The 12,755-nt window shown below is 73.9% G+C and carries 13 protein-coding genes; 12 read left to right on the top strand and 1 reads right to left on the bottom strand.

Translation table 11 applies throughout. The features are described 5' to 3' along the window. Nucleotides 1-65 precede the first annotated feature (65 nt). The 6 genes from NP048_RS10165 to hisF all read left to right on the top strand — a co-directional run bounded on the left by NP048_RS10165 (nucleotide 66) and on the right by hisF (nucleotide 5,022). Entirely contained in the window at nucleotides 66-260 is a 195-nt protein-coding gene (locus tag NP048_RS10165) for a ubiquitin-like protein Pup (RefSeq protein WP_227575501.1), read from the top strand. Nucleotides 261-266: 6 nt separating this feature from the next. Continuing rightward, a complete protein-coding gene (prcB, locus tag NP048_RS10160) occupies nucleotides 267-1,097 on the top strand; it encodes a proteasome subunit beta (RefSeq protein ID WP_227575500.1) in 831 nt (276 codons plus the stop codon). Then, nucleotides 1,094-1,828 carry a proteasome subunit alpha gene (prcA, locus tag NP048_RS10155; RefSeq protein ID WP_227575499.1) on the top strand — a complete coding sequence of 245 codons (735 nt, stop codon included), beginning with the start codon at nucleotides 1,094-1,096 and terminating at the stop codon, nucleotides 1,826-1,828. Before prcB ends, prcA begins: the two co-directional genes overlap by 4 nt. A 43-nt stretch (nucleotides 1,829-1,871) precedes the next feature. Continuing rightward, complete coding sequence (gene pafA / locus NP048_RS10150) at nucleotides 1,872-3,233, top strand: Pup--protein ligase (protein WP_227575498.1); 1,362 nt, start codon at nucleotides 1,872-1,874, stop codon at nucleotides 3,231-3,233. Between the two features lie 152 nt (nucleotides 3,234-3,385). Then, nucleotides 3,386-4,255 (top strand): FKBP-type peptidyl-prolyl cis-trans isomerase, encoded by an 870-nt coding sequence (locus tag NP048_RS10145; protein WP_227579734.1) that lies wholly within the window; start codon nucleotides 3,386-3,388, stop codon nucleotides 4,253-4,255. Beyond that, a complete protein-coding gene (gene hisF, locus NP048_RS10140; RefSeq protein WP_227575496.1) occupies nucleotides 4,252-5,022 on the top strand; it encodes an imidazole glycerol phosphate synthase subunit HisF in 771 nt (256 codons plus the stop codon). Before NP048_RS10145 ends, hisF begins: the two co-directional genes overlap by 4 nt. Before the next feature lie 48 nt (nucleotides 5,023-5,070). On the opposite strand, the gene NP048_RS10135 is transcribed toward hisF, so the two are convergent. Beyond that, complete coding sequence (locus tag NP048_RS10135) at nucleotides 5,071-5,703, bottom strand: TIGR03085 family metal-binding protein (protein ID WP_256769260.1); 633 nt, start codon at nucleotides 5,701-5,703, stop codon at nucleotides 5,071-5,073. 128 nt (nucleotides 5,704-5,831) lie between these two features. Between NP048_RS10135 and NP048_RS10130 the strand changes: the two genes are divergently transcribed. From NP048_RS10130 to NP048_RS10105, 6 genes are all read left to right on the top strand, one after another. Beyond that, the gene (locus tag NP048_RS10130; RefSeq protein ID WP_372456770.1) at nucleotides 5,832-7,763 is read left to right on the top strand and encodes an ABC transporter ATP-binding protein; all 1,932 of its coding nucleotides are present in this window, start codon (nucleotides 5,832-5,834) and stop codon (nucleotides 7,761-7,763) included. Then, on the top strand, nucleotides 7,760-9,598 hold the full coding sequence (locus NP048_RS10125; RefSeq protein WP_227575494.1) for an ABC transporter ATP-binding protein: 1,839 nt from the start codon (nucleotides 7,760-7,762) through the stop codon (nucleotides 9,596-9,598). The genes NP048_RS10130 and NP048_RS10125 overlap by 4 nt, the downstream gene beginning before the upstream one ends. Before the next feature lie 103 nt (nucleotides 9,599-9,701). Then, nucleotides 9,702-10,154, top strand: coding sequence for a phosphoribosyl-AMP cyclohydrolase (gene hisI / locus NP048_RS10120; protein ID WP_372456769.1), 453 nt, complete (start codon nucleotides 9,702-9,704; stop codon nucleotides 10,152-10,154). Then, on the top strand, nucleotides 10,151-11,728 hold the full coding sequence (locus tag NP048_RS10115) for an anthranilate synthase component I (protein ID WP_227575493.1): 1,578 nt from the start codon (nucleotides 10,151-10,153) through the stop codon (nucleotides 11,726-11,728). The genes hisI and NP048_RS10115 overlap by 4 nt, the downstream gene beginning before the upstream one ends. After that, entirely contained in the window at nucleotides 11,725-12,336 is a 612-nt protein-coding gene (locus tag NP048_RS10110; RefSeq protein WP_227575492.1) for a Trp biosynthesis-associated membrane protein, read from the top strand. Before NP048_RS10115 ends, NP048_RS10110 begins: the two co-directional genes overlap by 4 nt. Nucleotides 12,337-12,400: 64 nt before the next feature. Beyond that, complete coding sequence (locus NP048_RS10105) at nucleotides 12,401-12,706, top strand: HGxxPAAW family protein (protein WP_227575491.1); 306 nt, start codon at nucleotides 12,401-12,403, stop codon at nucleotides 12,704-12,706. The last annotated feature ends 49 nt before the right edge of the window (nucleotides 12,707-12,755 follow it).

Genomic DNA, 12,755 nt, shown 5'->3' with positions numbered 1-12,755 from the left:
GGCGGCGTTGGGCCTAGGGTGGGCACGCGGGGCACGCGGGACGTGACCGCAGGACGGAGGTCACCATGGCTGGGCAGGAGCACGTCAGGCACCGTCAGGACGACGAGCCCGCGGAGGAGCCCGGGACGCCGACCCCGGCGGCGCCGAGCGCGCAGGCCCGGGACGCGGAGGTCGACGCGTTGCTCGAGGAGATCGACGACGTCCTCGAGCAGAACGCCGAGCAGTTCGTGCGTGGGTTCGTCCAGAAGGGCGGTCAGTGAGCGCCGATGACACTGCACGACTCGTCCGGCAGGCTCCCGCACGCCTTCACCACGCCTGGTTCGTCGTCGTTCGTCGACTTCCTCTCCGGGTACGCCCCTGACCTGCTGCCGGGGCGTCGCCCGGTGCCGCCCGGCGACGTCCAGGCGCCGCACGGGACGACGATCGTCGCGCTGGTGTTCGACGGTGGTGTCGTCATGGCGGGTGACCGGCGCGCCACGATGGGCTCGATGATCGCGAGCCGGCACATCGAGAAGGTGTTCCCCGCGGACGAGTTCTCCGCCGTCGGCATCGCCGGGACCGCAGGCCTGGCCATCGAGCTGGTCCGCCTCTTCCAGCTCGAGCTCGAGCACTACGAGAAGATCGAGGGCAGCCTGCTGTCGCTCGACGGCAAGGCCAACCGGCTCGCGACGATGATCCGCGGCAACCTCGGCATGGCGATGCAGGGTCTCGCGGTCGTGCCGCTGTTCGCCGGGTACGACCTGGACGGCGGGCGCGGGCGCATCTTCTCGTACGACGTGACGGGTGGGCGCTACGAGGAGCAGGAGCACCACGCCGTGGGGTCGGGCTCGGTGTTCGCACGCGGCTCGTTGAAGAAGCGTTGGCGCGACGGCCTGGACGCGTCGACCGCGGTGCGTGTCGCCGTCGAGGCGCTCGTGGACGCGGCCGACGACGACTCCGCGACCGGGGGACCCGACCGGGCACGGCGCATCTGGCCCGTGGTCGCGACCGTGACGGAGGCGGGCTACCTGCGGGTGTCGGACGACGACCTGGCTGCCGCGGTCGAGACCGTCGAGAACGGCCGGCGCAGCACGCGACGCGACGGAGGTGCGCGATGAGCATGCCGTTCTACGTCTCGCCCGAGCAGCTGATGAAGGACCGGGCGGACTATGCGCGCAAGGGCATCGCCCGCGGACGTTCCGTGGTGGTGCTGCAGTACGACGACGGCATCGCGTTCGCGACCGAGAACCCGTCGCGTGCGCTGCACAAGATCTCGGAGATCTACGACCGCATCGCGTTCGCCGCCGTCGGCAAGTACAACGAGTTCGAGAACCTGCGGGTCGCGGGAGTCAGGTACGCCGACCTGCGCGGCTACTCCTACGACCGTGTGGACGTGACCGCACGCGGCCTGGCCAACGCGTACGCGCAGACGCTCGGCACCGTGTTCACCACGGAGTCCAAGCCGCTCGAGGTCGAGCTGGTCGTCGTCGAGGTCGGACGCGAGCCGGCCGGCGACCAGATCTACCGGTTGTCGTACGACGGCTCGGTCGCCGACGAGCACGGCTGGGTCGTGATGGGCGGCCAGGCCGAGCGCCTGGCCGGCCTGCTGGGTGCCGGGTGGCGCCCGGGCATGACGCTCGCGCAGGCGCTGGGGCTCGCGGTGCAGGTGCTGGGCTCGGCCGCGGACGAGGCGGAGCCGCGGGCACTGGGTGCCGCCGCGCTCGAAGTGGCGGTCCTGGACCGGACCCGGCCGCGGCGTGCGTTCCGCAGGCTGACGGGGGCGCTGCTGGAGGACGTGCTCGGCGGGGTCGACGCCCCGGCGGGCGGTGACGGTCCGCCGACGCCCTGAGGGTGTCGACCGCACCGGGCCGACGAGCGACGGGGAGTGACGAATGGACAGGCGCATCTTCGGTCTGGAGACCGAGTACGGGGTCACGTGCGCGGCGCAGGACGGCCGCGGCCTGTCCGCGGACGAGGTCGCGCGGTACCTCTTCCGCAAGGTCGTGGCGTGGGGGCGCTCGTCGAACGTGTTCCTGCGCAACGGCTCGCGCCTGTACCTCGACGTCGGCTCGCACCCCGAGTACGCGACCGCCGAGTGCGACGACTGGCGCCAGCTCGTCACGCACGACCGTGCGGGGGAGCGCATCCTCGAGGGCCTCGTGGCGGACGCCCAGCAGCGGCTCGAGCACGAGGGGCTGCCCGGACGGATCCACCTGTTCAAGAACAACACCGACTCGGCCGGGAACTCCTACGGCTGCCACGAGAACTACCTGGTGCGCCGGCAGGGCGACTTCGCCCGCCTGTCGGACGTGCTCGTGCCGTTCCTCATCACGCGGCAGGTCCTCACCGGCGCGGGCAAGGTCCTGACCACGCCCCGGGGTGCGGTCTACTGCCTGTCGCAGCGCGCGGACCACATCTGGGAGGCGGTCTCGAGCGCGACCACGCGGTCCCGGCCCATCATCAACACCCGTGACGAGCCGCACGCCGACGCGGAGCACTACCGTCGGCTGCACGTGATCGTGGGTGACTCGTCGATGTCGGAGACGACGACGATGCTCAAGGTCGGGTCGACGGACCTGCTGCTGCGCCTCATCGAGGCCGGCGTGACGATGCGCGACATGACGCTCGAGAACCCGATCCGCGCGATCCGGGAGATCAGCCACGACATGACCGGCAAGCAGCCGGTGACGCTCGCGTCGGGCCGCACGGTGACCGCGATCGACCTGCAGGAGGAGTACCTCTCGCGCGTCAGCGACTTCGTCACCGCCGAGACGGGGCCGTCCCCGGAGACCAAGCAGGTGCTCGACCTGTGGGAGCGCGGGCTGCGGGCGCTGCGCGAGGGAGACCTGACGCTCGTCGAGCGGGAGCTGGACTGGGTGATCAAGTACCGGATGATCGAGCGCTACCGCGCGAAGCACGACCTCGAGCTGTCCGACGTGCGGGTCCAGCGGCTCGACCTCGCGTACCACGACATCTCGCGCACCGAGGGCCTGTACAACCTGCTGGCCGCGCGCGGGCTCGTCGAGCGCGTCACCACCGACCTCGACGTGTTCGAGGCGACGGCGGTCCCGCCGCAGACGACGAGGGCGAAGCTGCGCGGCGACTTCGTGCGCGCGGCGCAGGACGCGCGGCGGGACTACACGGTCGACTGGGTGCACCTCAAGCTCAACGACCAGGCCCAGCGCACGGTCCTGTGCAAGGACCCGTTCCGCAGCGTCGACGAGCGCGTCGACCGGCTCATCGAGTCCATGTGACGTCCGCGGCCCACGCCGGGTCGCGGGGGTCGGACGTCACCGCGCGACGGGTGCCGGTGGTCGTACAGTGGGGCCCCGTCGTGCGAGGGCCGGTGAGGCACGGCGCGGCGACGTCGTGAAGGACCGAGCGAGGAGGAACGGACGTGCGGTTGGTGGCAGGTGCCCGCCGGGCGGCCCTTCCGGTTGTCGTGGCGATGCTGCTCGCGGCATGCACCTCGGTGACGGCGGTCGAGCCCGAGGTCACGGTGACGGGTGACGCGGGCCAGGCCCCGACCGTGACCTACGTGACGCCGCTGACCGTCGAGGAGACGTTCCGCAAGGAGATCTGGCCGGGAACGGGTACGGAGCTCGTCGACGGTGCCCCCGTGCTCATCGACTTCTGGCTGGAGAACGCGCGGGACGCGAGTCTCGTCAAGGAGAGCTACTCGACGAGTCCCACGCCCCGGATGCTGACGGTCGAGGACCTCGGCACGGACCTGTACGAGACGTTGCGCGGTCAGCAGGTCGGCGCGCGGCTCCTGCAGGTGGCACCCGGCGGGTCCGGAGCCGACTACCCGACGGTCACCGTGCTCGACGTGCTGCCGACGCGGGCGGTGGGGGAGCAGCTCGAGCCCGACCCGTCCCTGCCGGTGGTGACCGAGGACGGTGACGGGTCGCTGTCGCTCACGCCGACGGGCACGCCGCCACCGGACCGCCTGGTCGTCGAGCCGCTCGTGCGCGGCACCGGCGCACAGGTCGCCGCGGGTGACGTGATCACGGTCCAGTACGCCGGGTTCTCCTGGGACGACGGTGCCCTGTTCGACTCCACGTGGCAGCGCGTGCTGCCCGTCTCGTTCCTGCTGTCCGACGTGCCGTCCTGGGCCGAGGGACTGGTCGACCAGCCCGCCGGCAGCCGCGTGATGCTCGTCGTGCCTCCCTCGTACCCCCTGGGCGTGACCGACGCCGAGGAGCTCGCCGGAAAGACGGTGGTCTTCGTGATCGACATCCTCGCCACCGGCTCACCCGCGCAGGGCGCCCAGTGAGCCTCTCGCTGCGGGTCATCCCGTGCCTCGACGTGGACGCCGGCCGTGTCGTCAAGGGCGTGAACTTCGAGAACCTCCGGGACGCGGGCGACCCCGTCGAGCTCGCGCGGCGGTACGACGCGGAGGGCGCCGACGAGCTCACGTTCCTCGACGTCTCGGCGTCGTCGTCGGACCGCGAGACCACGTACGACGTGGTGCGTCGCACCGCCGAGGAGGTCTTCGTCCCGCTCACGGTCGGGGGCGGGGTCCGTTCGCCGGACGACGTGGACCGTCTCCTGCGGGCCGGGGCAGACAAGGTCGGCGTCAACACCGCGGCGATCGCGCGCCCCGAGCTCATCACCGAGATCGCCGACCGGTTCGGCTCGCAGGTGCTGGTGCTGTCGGTGGACGCCCGCCGCACGACGGGTGAGACGCGCACGCCCTCCGGCTACGAGGTGACGACCCACGGCGGGCGACGCGGCACGGGGGTGGACGCCGTCGAGTGGGCCCACCGGGCGGTCGACCTCGGGGTCGGTGAGATCCTGCTCAACTCGATGGACGCCGACGGCACGACCGCGGGCTTCGACCTGGAGATGATCACCGACGTGCGCGCTCGGGTGAGCGTCCCGTTGATCGCCTCGGGTGGCGCCGGCACCGTCGAGCACTTCGTCGAGGCAGCGCGCGCCGGGGCCGACGCGGTCCTCGCCGCGAGCGTCTTCCACTTCGGCACGCTCACCATCGGTCAGGTCAAGGACGCCCTGCGGGCCGCGGGGATCGTCGTCCGCTGACACGGACGGCCACGAGCCGGGTCGGCGAGGCGCCGCCGCGCGCCGCCGTCAGGGTCCGGTCAGGAGGTCCCGCACGGTGGCGACCTCGTCCTCGGCGCCGTCGACCCGCACGTTCGACGCCTGGAGGCGGCCGGACACAGCGAGCACGAGCTCTCCCACGTCGCCCCGCAGGACGACCGTCCCGTAGCCCTGCCGGGGGGCGTGCACGGCCGACCGCACGTCGTCGTCCCGGACCAGCACCACGCCCGGCCCGAGGCGGCGAAGGCGCAGCGGCGCCATGCGCACGAGCTGCGACCACAGGACGTCGACCAGGCCCTCGGGCAGCTCGCGGGGCGTGAGGTCGCCGGTGCCCCGGCGCACGTCCTCCGTGTGCACGAAGTACTCGGTCGCGTTCACCGCGTCGCCGGCCCACGCGAGCGGGCTCCACCGCGGGGGCGGCGTGGCGAACCGTTCGACCAGGTCGGCGTACCCGGGGGCGTCGGACGCGCTCTCCGCGAGCCGCTCCGTCGCCGCTGCGAGCCCACCGCGCACCGCGGACACGGCGAGCCCGGGCCGTTCACGGATCACCAGGTGCGCCGCCAGGTGCCGGGCCTCCCAGCCCGCGCACAGCGTGGGGTCGTGCGGGTCCGCGGCGCGCAGCGTCTCGCAGAGCCAGTCGCGTTCGGTCTCGTGCCACGTCATGGCACGTGATCGTGCCATGCGAAGCAGTGTCGCCGCGCACCGTGCCGTCCGGCGCGCGTCGGACGGGCGCAGCCGTGGGTGCGTGAGAAGATCGCCACTTCCCCCGTGTCGTCAGGAGTGTGACAGCCGTGCCCGCGCGCCCACGGACCCCCGCCGCCTCGCCGCGCCCGGACGCGCAGGCCGCCGGAGCGGCCCTCCGCGGCTCGACGGCCCGCCGGTCGGCCGCCCTGGTCTGGCGCGGGATGCGCGCGCACCCGCGAACGTACGTCGCGGCGGTCGCGACCTCCGCGCTGTTCGGCGGGCTGACGGTCGCGGTGAGCCGCGTGCTCGGCGCTGTCACCGACCAGGTCGTGGTCCCCGCGCTGGCAGGGTCCGAGCAGGCTCAGGACAGGATCTGGCTGGCCGGCCTCGTCGTCGCGCTCGTCGCGCTGCTGCTCGCCGTCAGCGTCGCCGGTCGGCGCGTCTTCGCGGGCATCGGTGTCGCCGACATCCAGGCGGACCACCGCCGGGCGGTCACGCGGCAGTACCTGCGGCTGCCGATGTCGTGGCACCGGCAGCACCCCACGGGTCAGCTGCTGTCGAACGCGGGGTCGGACGTCGAGGCGGCGACGGGGGTGTTCAACCCGCTGCCCTTCGCGCTCGGCGTGGTCGTGATGATCGGCGCCGCCACCGTGGCACTGCTGCGCACCGACGTGTGGCTGGCGCTGGCGGCACTCGTGGTGCTGCCGCTCGCGGTGATCGCGAACCTCGTCTTCCAGCGGCGGATGACCCCGGCGATCACGCGTGCGCAGCAGCTGCGTGCCGAGGTGGCCGACGTCGCGCACGAGAGCTTCGAGGCGGCCGCGCTGGTGAAGTCGCTCGGCACCGAGGAGCGGGAGGACGTGCGGTTCACCGAGCGCGCACGCGAGCTGCGGGACGCCAACGTCCGCGTCGGTGTCGTCCGCGCGGTCTTCGACCCCGTCATCGACCTGCTGCCGAACCTCGGCACGCTGCTCGTGCTGCTGGTCGGGGTGCAGCGGGTCGCGGCCGGTGCGATCGGCACCGGTGACGTCGTCGCCGCCGCCTACCTCCTGACGCTGCTGGCCGTACCCGTGCGCGCGTTCGGCTGGGTGCTCGGCGAGCTGCCCCGCGGCCTGGTCGGTCACGACCGGATCTCGCGGGTCCTGGACGCCCCGGGTGTGCCGAGCGAGGGCGTCACGCCGCTGGCCGCGGCCTCCCCGGGCGCCACGGTCGAGATGCGTGGGGTGCACCTACGGGTGCCCGGGTCCGACGGCGAGGTCGAGCTGCTGCACGGCGTGGACCTGCGGGTCGAGGCAGGGCGCACGCTCGCAGTCGTCGGACCGACCGGCGCGGGCAAGTCCACGCTCGTCGGTCTGGTGCCGCGCCTCGTCGACCCGTCGCAGGGCGCGGTCGAGGTCGACGGCGTCGACGTCCGAGACCTGCGTCCCGCCGACCTCGCGGCGCAGGTGGGCTACGTGAGCCAGTCGACGTTCGTGTTCGAGGACACGGTGCGCGGCAACGTCACGCTCGCGGACCCCGGCGACGCAGGGGCGCCCGGTGACGACGAGGTGTGGGCGGCCCTCGCCGCGGCACGCGTCGACGACGTGGTGCGGGCGCTGCCGGGCGGGCTGGACGCACCGCTCGGTGAGCGCGGCGCCAACCTGTCCGGCGGCCAGCGGCAGCGGCTCGCGCTCGCGCGCGCCCTCGTGCGCCGTCCCCGGGTCCTCGTCCTCGACGACGCGACCTCGGCGGTGGACCCGGGCGTCGAGCGCGACATCCTCACCGGGCTGCACGCAGGCACCGGGGGGACGGGCCCGACGGTGCTGCTCGTGGCGTACCGCATGGCCTCGGTCGTGCTCGCCGACGAGGTCGTGCACGTCGAGGCGGGTCGTGTCGTCGACCGCGGCACGCACGCCGAGCTGCTCGCGCGCGACGCGGGCTACCGCGAGCTGGCCACGGCGTACGAGCGCGAGTCACAGCGCCGGGCGCGCGAACGGGCCGACGCGGACGCGGCCGACGCGTGGGGCGACGACATCACGGCAGAGGGAGGACGTCGATGACGGCGAAGGACCAGCCGCGGACGTCCGCGCAGGACAGCCGCATGGCTCCGGCGAGCACCCTCGGCGTGCTCGCGACGCTGCGCCGCGCGGCGCAGGTGTCACCCGAGCTGCTCGACGGGCTGGCCGTGACGCTCGTGCTCGCCGTGGTCGCGGCGACCGCCCGCGTGCTCGTGCCGATCGCCGTGCAGCAGACGGTCGACACCGCGATCCTGGCGCCCGGTGGCGTCGACGTGTCGCGGGCCGCGGCGCTCGTCGGCATCGCGGCGGTCGGGCTCGCGGTCGGCGCCGCGTGCTCCGCACTGGTCAACGTGCGGCTCTTCCGGTCCAGCGAGGCGGGCCTGCTGACCCTGCGCACGAAGGCGTTCCGGCACGTGCACGACCTGTCCGTGCTGACCCAGAGCACCGAGCGGCGGGGGTCGCTCGTCTCCCGCGTGACGTCGGACGTCGACACGATCTCGATGTTCGTGCAGTGGGGCGGCATCATGCTGCTCGTCTCCGCGCTGCAGATCCTCGTGGCCACGACGCTCATGGCGGTCTACTCGTGGCAGCTCACGCTGCTCGTGTGGGCGTGCTTCCTGCCGCTGATGGTGGTCCTGCCGCGCATGCAGCGCGGCGTGAACCGGCGGTACGCAGCCGTCCGGGAGCGGTACGGCGCGATGCTCGGCGCGGTGTCCGAGGCGGTCGTCGGCGCCGAGACGATCCGGGCGTACGGGGTGTCGGAGCGCACGCAGCGTCGTGTCGACGCCGCGGTGGCCGCGACGCGGCGGGCCATGGTGCGCGCCCAGACGCTCGTGGCGGTGGTGTTCTCCTCCGGCGTGCTGGTGGCCAACCTCGTGCTCGCGGTCGTCGTGGTCGCCGGCACGTGGCTGGGTGTCGCAGGCGAGCTGACGGTCGGACGGGTGCTGGCCTTCCTGTTCCTCGTCCAGCTGTTCACGGGGCCGGTGCAGATGGCCACCGAGATCCTCAACGAGCTGCAGAACGCGATCTCGGGCTGGCGGCGCGTGCTGGGTGTCCTCGAGACACCCGTGGACGTCGCGGAGCCGGGCGAGGACGCCGTCCCCAGCCCGCGTGGCCCGGCGTCGCTGACGTTCGCGGACGTCGGCTACGCGTACCCGGACGGCCCGCCGGTGCTGCAGGACGTCGACCTGCACGTCGCCGCCGGCACGTCGGTCGCCGTGGTCGGGGCGACGGGCTCGGGCAAGACGACGATGGCCAAGCTCGTCGCCCGGTTCATGGACCCGACCACCGGGGCCGTGCTGCTCGACGGCACCGACCTGCGTCGTATCGCGTCGCACGACCTGCGGCGCAGGGTCGTGCTGGTCCCGCAGGAGGGGTTCCTGTTCGACGGGACGATCACCGAGAACATCGCCTACGGCCTGCGTGACGACGTGGTCGCCGCCGGGCCGTCGTCGCAGGTCGTCGCCCGCGTGGAGCAGGTCGTCGCCGAGCTCGGCCTCGACGCGTGGCTGGACGAGCTGCCCGCGGGCATGGCCACCCCTGTCGGGCAGCGTGGTGAGCTGCTGTCCGCGGGCGAGCGGCAGCTCGTGGCCCTCGCGCGGGCGCGGCTCGCGGACGGTGACCTCCTGCTGCTCGACGAGGCCACCTCCGCGGTGGACCCCGTCGCGGAGGTGCGGATCGCGCGCGCGCTGCGCGAGCTCGCCCGGGGCCGCACGACCTTGACGATCGCCCACCGCCTGTCGACGGCGGAGGCCGCGGACCTCGTCGTGGTCGTCCACGCCGGTCGCGTCGTCGAGGTGGGCACGCACGCCGACCTGCTGGCGCGCGGCGAGCACTACGCGGCGATGCACTCCGCCTGGGTGTCGCAGACGCGCTGACCTCGGCAGCCGGTGCAGCCCGTCGTGACCGCGCCGCGGGCGAGCCGTGCGGCCGTCGCGGACGGCGCGCCTCGGTGCGGGTCGCGCGTGGCAGGATCGTCGGGTGCCGCAGACCGACCCCTCCACCACCCCCGACGGACGCCTGGTGCGCAGCGCCCTGGACCCGGCCGTGGCCGCGCGCCTGCGCCGCGACGACGCCGGGCTCGTCGCCGCGGTCGTCCAGCAGCACGACACCCGCGAGGTGCTCATGCTCGGCTGGATGGACGACGAGGCGCTGCACCGCACACTCACGACGGGCCGCGTGACGTTCTGGAGCCGGTCCCGGCAGGAGTACTGGCGCAAGGGCGACACGTCAGGCCACGTCCAGCACGTGCGCTCCGTCGCGATCGACTGTGACGGGGACGCCCTGCTCGTCACCGTCGACCAGGTCGGCGCCGCCTGCCACACCGGCTCTCGCACGTGCTTCGAGGCCGGCGGGCCCCTGCCGGTCGTGCTGCCCCCGACCTCCGACCCGTCCGCGGCGGCAGCCGCCACCTCCCGAGGAGCCCAGCCGTGACCCAGCCGTCCGTCTCCGCCGCGCCGCGCGCGACCGCCACGGACGTGCCCTGGGGGGCGACCTGGCCGACGCGCGACGGGTTCCGGGACCTGGCCGCCGAGCGGCGCGTCGTGCCGGTCGTGCGCCGGCTCCTGGCCGACGACGTGACCCCCGTGGGTCTGTACCGCACCCTCGCGGCGGGGCGGCCCGGCACGTTCATCCTCGAGTCGGCCGAGTCGGACGGGACCTGGGGGCGGTGGTCGTTCGTCGGTGTGACGTCGCGCGCGTGCCTGTCGGTGCGTGACGGCCGAGCCGCCTGGTCCGGTGACGTGCCGGTGGGGGTCCCGACCGACGGGGACGTGCTCGACGTCCTGGGCCGCACGCTCGACGTCCTGCACACACCGCGCATCGCCGGGCTGCCGCCGCTGACCGGGGGAATGGTGGGTGTGCTCGGCTGGGACGTCGTGCACCACTGGGAGCCGACGCTGCCCGCGCGCGCGCCGGAGGAGCTCGGCATCCCCGAGGTGACGATGCTGCTGGCCTCCGACCTGGCGGCGGTCGACCACGTCGACGGGTCGGTGTGGCTCGTCGCCAACGCGATCAACTTCGACGCGACCGACGAGCGCGTCGACGACGCGTACGCGGACGCGGTGCGCCGCCTCGACGAGATGCAGGCCGCGCTGCGCCGGCCCGTGGTCCCCGCACCCGCGGTGATCGACCCGGCCGCACCGGTGCCGCAGCTCGAGTTCCGCAGCACACGCGAGGAGTTCGAGGCGCAGGTGCGCCGGGGCCAGGAGGCGATCCGCGACGGCGACGTCTTCCAGGTCGTGCTCTCGCAGCGGCTGGACCTGGACTGCCCGGCCGACCCGCTCGACGTCTACCGGGTGCTGCGCACCGTCAACCCGAGCCCGTACATGTACCTGCTCGCGCTGCAGGACGCGGACGGCCGCGACTTCTCCGTCGTCGGCTCCAGCCCCGAGACGCTCGTCAAGGTCAGCGACGGCCACGTCACGACCTTCCCGATCGCGGGGTCCCGTCCGCGCGGGGCGACGCCGGAGGAGGACCGGACCCTCGCGGACGAGGTGCTCGCGGACCCCAAGGAGCGGGCCGAGCACATCATGCTGGTCGACCTGTCGCGCAACGACATGGTCAAGGTGTGCGAGCCGACGAGCGTCGAGGTCGTGGAGTTCATGGCCGTGCGGCGGTTCTCGCACATCATGCACATCTGCTCGACGGTGGTCGGTCGCCTGCGCGCCGGGTCCACCGCGCTCCAGACCCTCGTCGCCACGTTCCCGGCCGGCACGCTCTCCGGTGCGCCGAAGCCGCGGGCGATCGAGCTGATCGACGAGCTGGAGCCGGCGCGGCGCGGTGTCTACGGCGGGACCGTCGGGTACTTCGACTTCGCCGGGGACATGGACATGGCCATCGCGATCCGCACCGCGGTGATCCGCGACGGGCGGGCGAGCGTGCAGGCGGGCGGTGGCATCGTCGCCGACTCCGTGCCGGCCCTCGAGTACGAGGAGTCGCGCAACAAGGCCGCGGCCGCCGTCCGGGCGATCCAGCTCGCGGCGTGCCTGCGCGACGACCTGCCGTGAGCGACGCGCCGACCCCCGGTGCCGCCCGTGCCGGGACCGACGGGCCCGCGCGCCGCGGCCGGTGGGTGCTCCTGCTCGTGCTCGCGGCGGCTCTCGTCGCGGTCGTCGCGCTGCCGACCTGGGTCGTCGCCGAGGGCAGCAGCTCCCTCGAGCGCTCCGTGGACGTCCGGGTGACCGGTTCGGCTGTCGCGCCGCAGGCCACGGCTGCCGGTCTCGTCCTGCTGGCCGCTGCCGCTGCCGTCGCGCTCGTCGGACGCGTCGGCCGCTGGGTCGTGGCGATCGTCACGGTGGGTGCGGGACTGCTCGTCTGCGCCGCCGCGGGCGGGGTGCTCGCCGACCCCGGCGGCGCCGTCTGGGGAGCCGTGGCCGAGGCCACGGGTGTCGCTGTCGACGACCCGTCCGCGTCGCTCACCGCGTGGCCCGTCGTCGCCGTCGTGGCGGGCGTCGTCGTGGTGCTGCTCGGCGCGGCGCTGACGCGCGCGGGCGGCTCGTGGCGGCACACGTCGCGCCGCCACGAGCGTCCGGGCGGGGCCGCGCCGGCGACCACGGGCGCGGCCGACGAGCGCGCGGACTGGGATGCGTTGAGCCGGGGCGACGACCCGTCCTGACCAGCGTGGACGGGGCGGTCTCGGATAGGGTGTCCCGACACCGAGCACGAAGGACGTACCTCTGATGGCCGATCACTCGCTGGCCCACCGCGCGCAGAACCCGACGCGCACCGAGACCATGCACCTGCCGCCGACGACGCCTCCGACCAACCACGGTCGCACCGTCGCGGCGTGGACGACGACCTGGGGTGTCGTCCTCGGCGGCCTGGTCGCCGCGCTCGGGGTGGCGTTCACTCTCGTCTGGCTGTTCTGGGTCGGCATGGGCGTCATCGTCCTGGCCCTCGTCCTGGGCAAGGTCCTGCAGCTGCTGGGACACGGGCAGGGCGGCGCAGCGACGCTCGCCCGCGCGCAGCGACGCGGCGGCCACTGACCGCACCGGGGAGTCCTCCGGTCCGCACCACCACCGACGCTGGGAGAGC

It is taken from the genome of Cellulomonas xiejunii (assembly GCF_024508315.1).
GTDB classification, from domain to species: Bacteria; Actinomycetota; Actinomycetes; order Actinomycetales; family Cellulomonadaceae; genus Cellulomonas; species Cellulomonas xiejunii.
Note: the sequence above shows the minus strand (reverse complement) of the source record. Positions and strands in the feature narration are given on the sequence as shown.

Coding starts and splice junctions, on each gene's coding strand:
- NP048_RS10165 (WP_227575501.1), top strand. CDS start 66: ATGGCTGGGCAGGAGCACGTCAGGCACCGTCAGGACGACGAGCCCGCG.
- prcB (WP_227575500.1), top strand. CDS start 267: ATGACACTGCACGACTCGTCCGGCAGGCTCCCGCACGCCTTCACCACG.
- prcA (WP_227575499.1), top strand. CDS start 1,094: ATGAGCATGCCGTTCTACGTCTCGCCCGAGCAGCTGATGAAGGACCGG.
- pafA (WP_227575498.1), top strand. CDS start 1,872: ATGGACAGGCGCATCTTCGGTCTGGAGACCGAGTACGGGGTCACGTGC.
- NP048_RS10135 (WP_256769260.1), bottom strand. CDS start 5,703: ATGACGTGGCACGAGACCGAACGCGACTGGCTCTGCGAGACGCTGCGC.
- NP048_RS10125 (WP_227575494.1), top strand. CDS start 7,760: ATGACGGCGAAGGACCAGCCGCGGACGTCCGCGCAGGACAGCCGCATG.
- NP048_RS10105 (WP_227575491.1), top strand. CDS start 12,401: ATGGCCGATCACTCGCTGGCCCACCGCGCGCAGAACCCGACGCGCACC.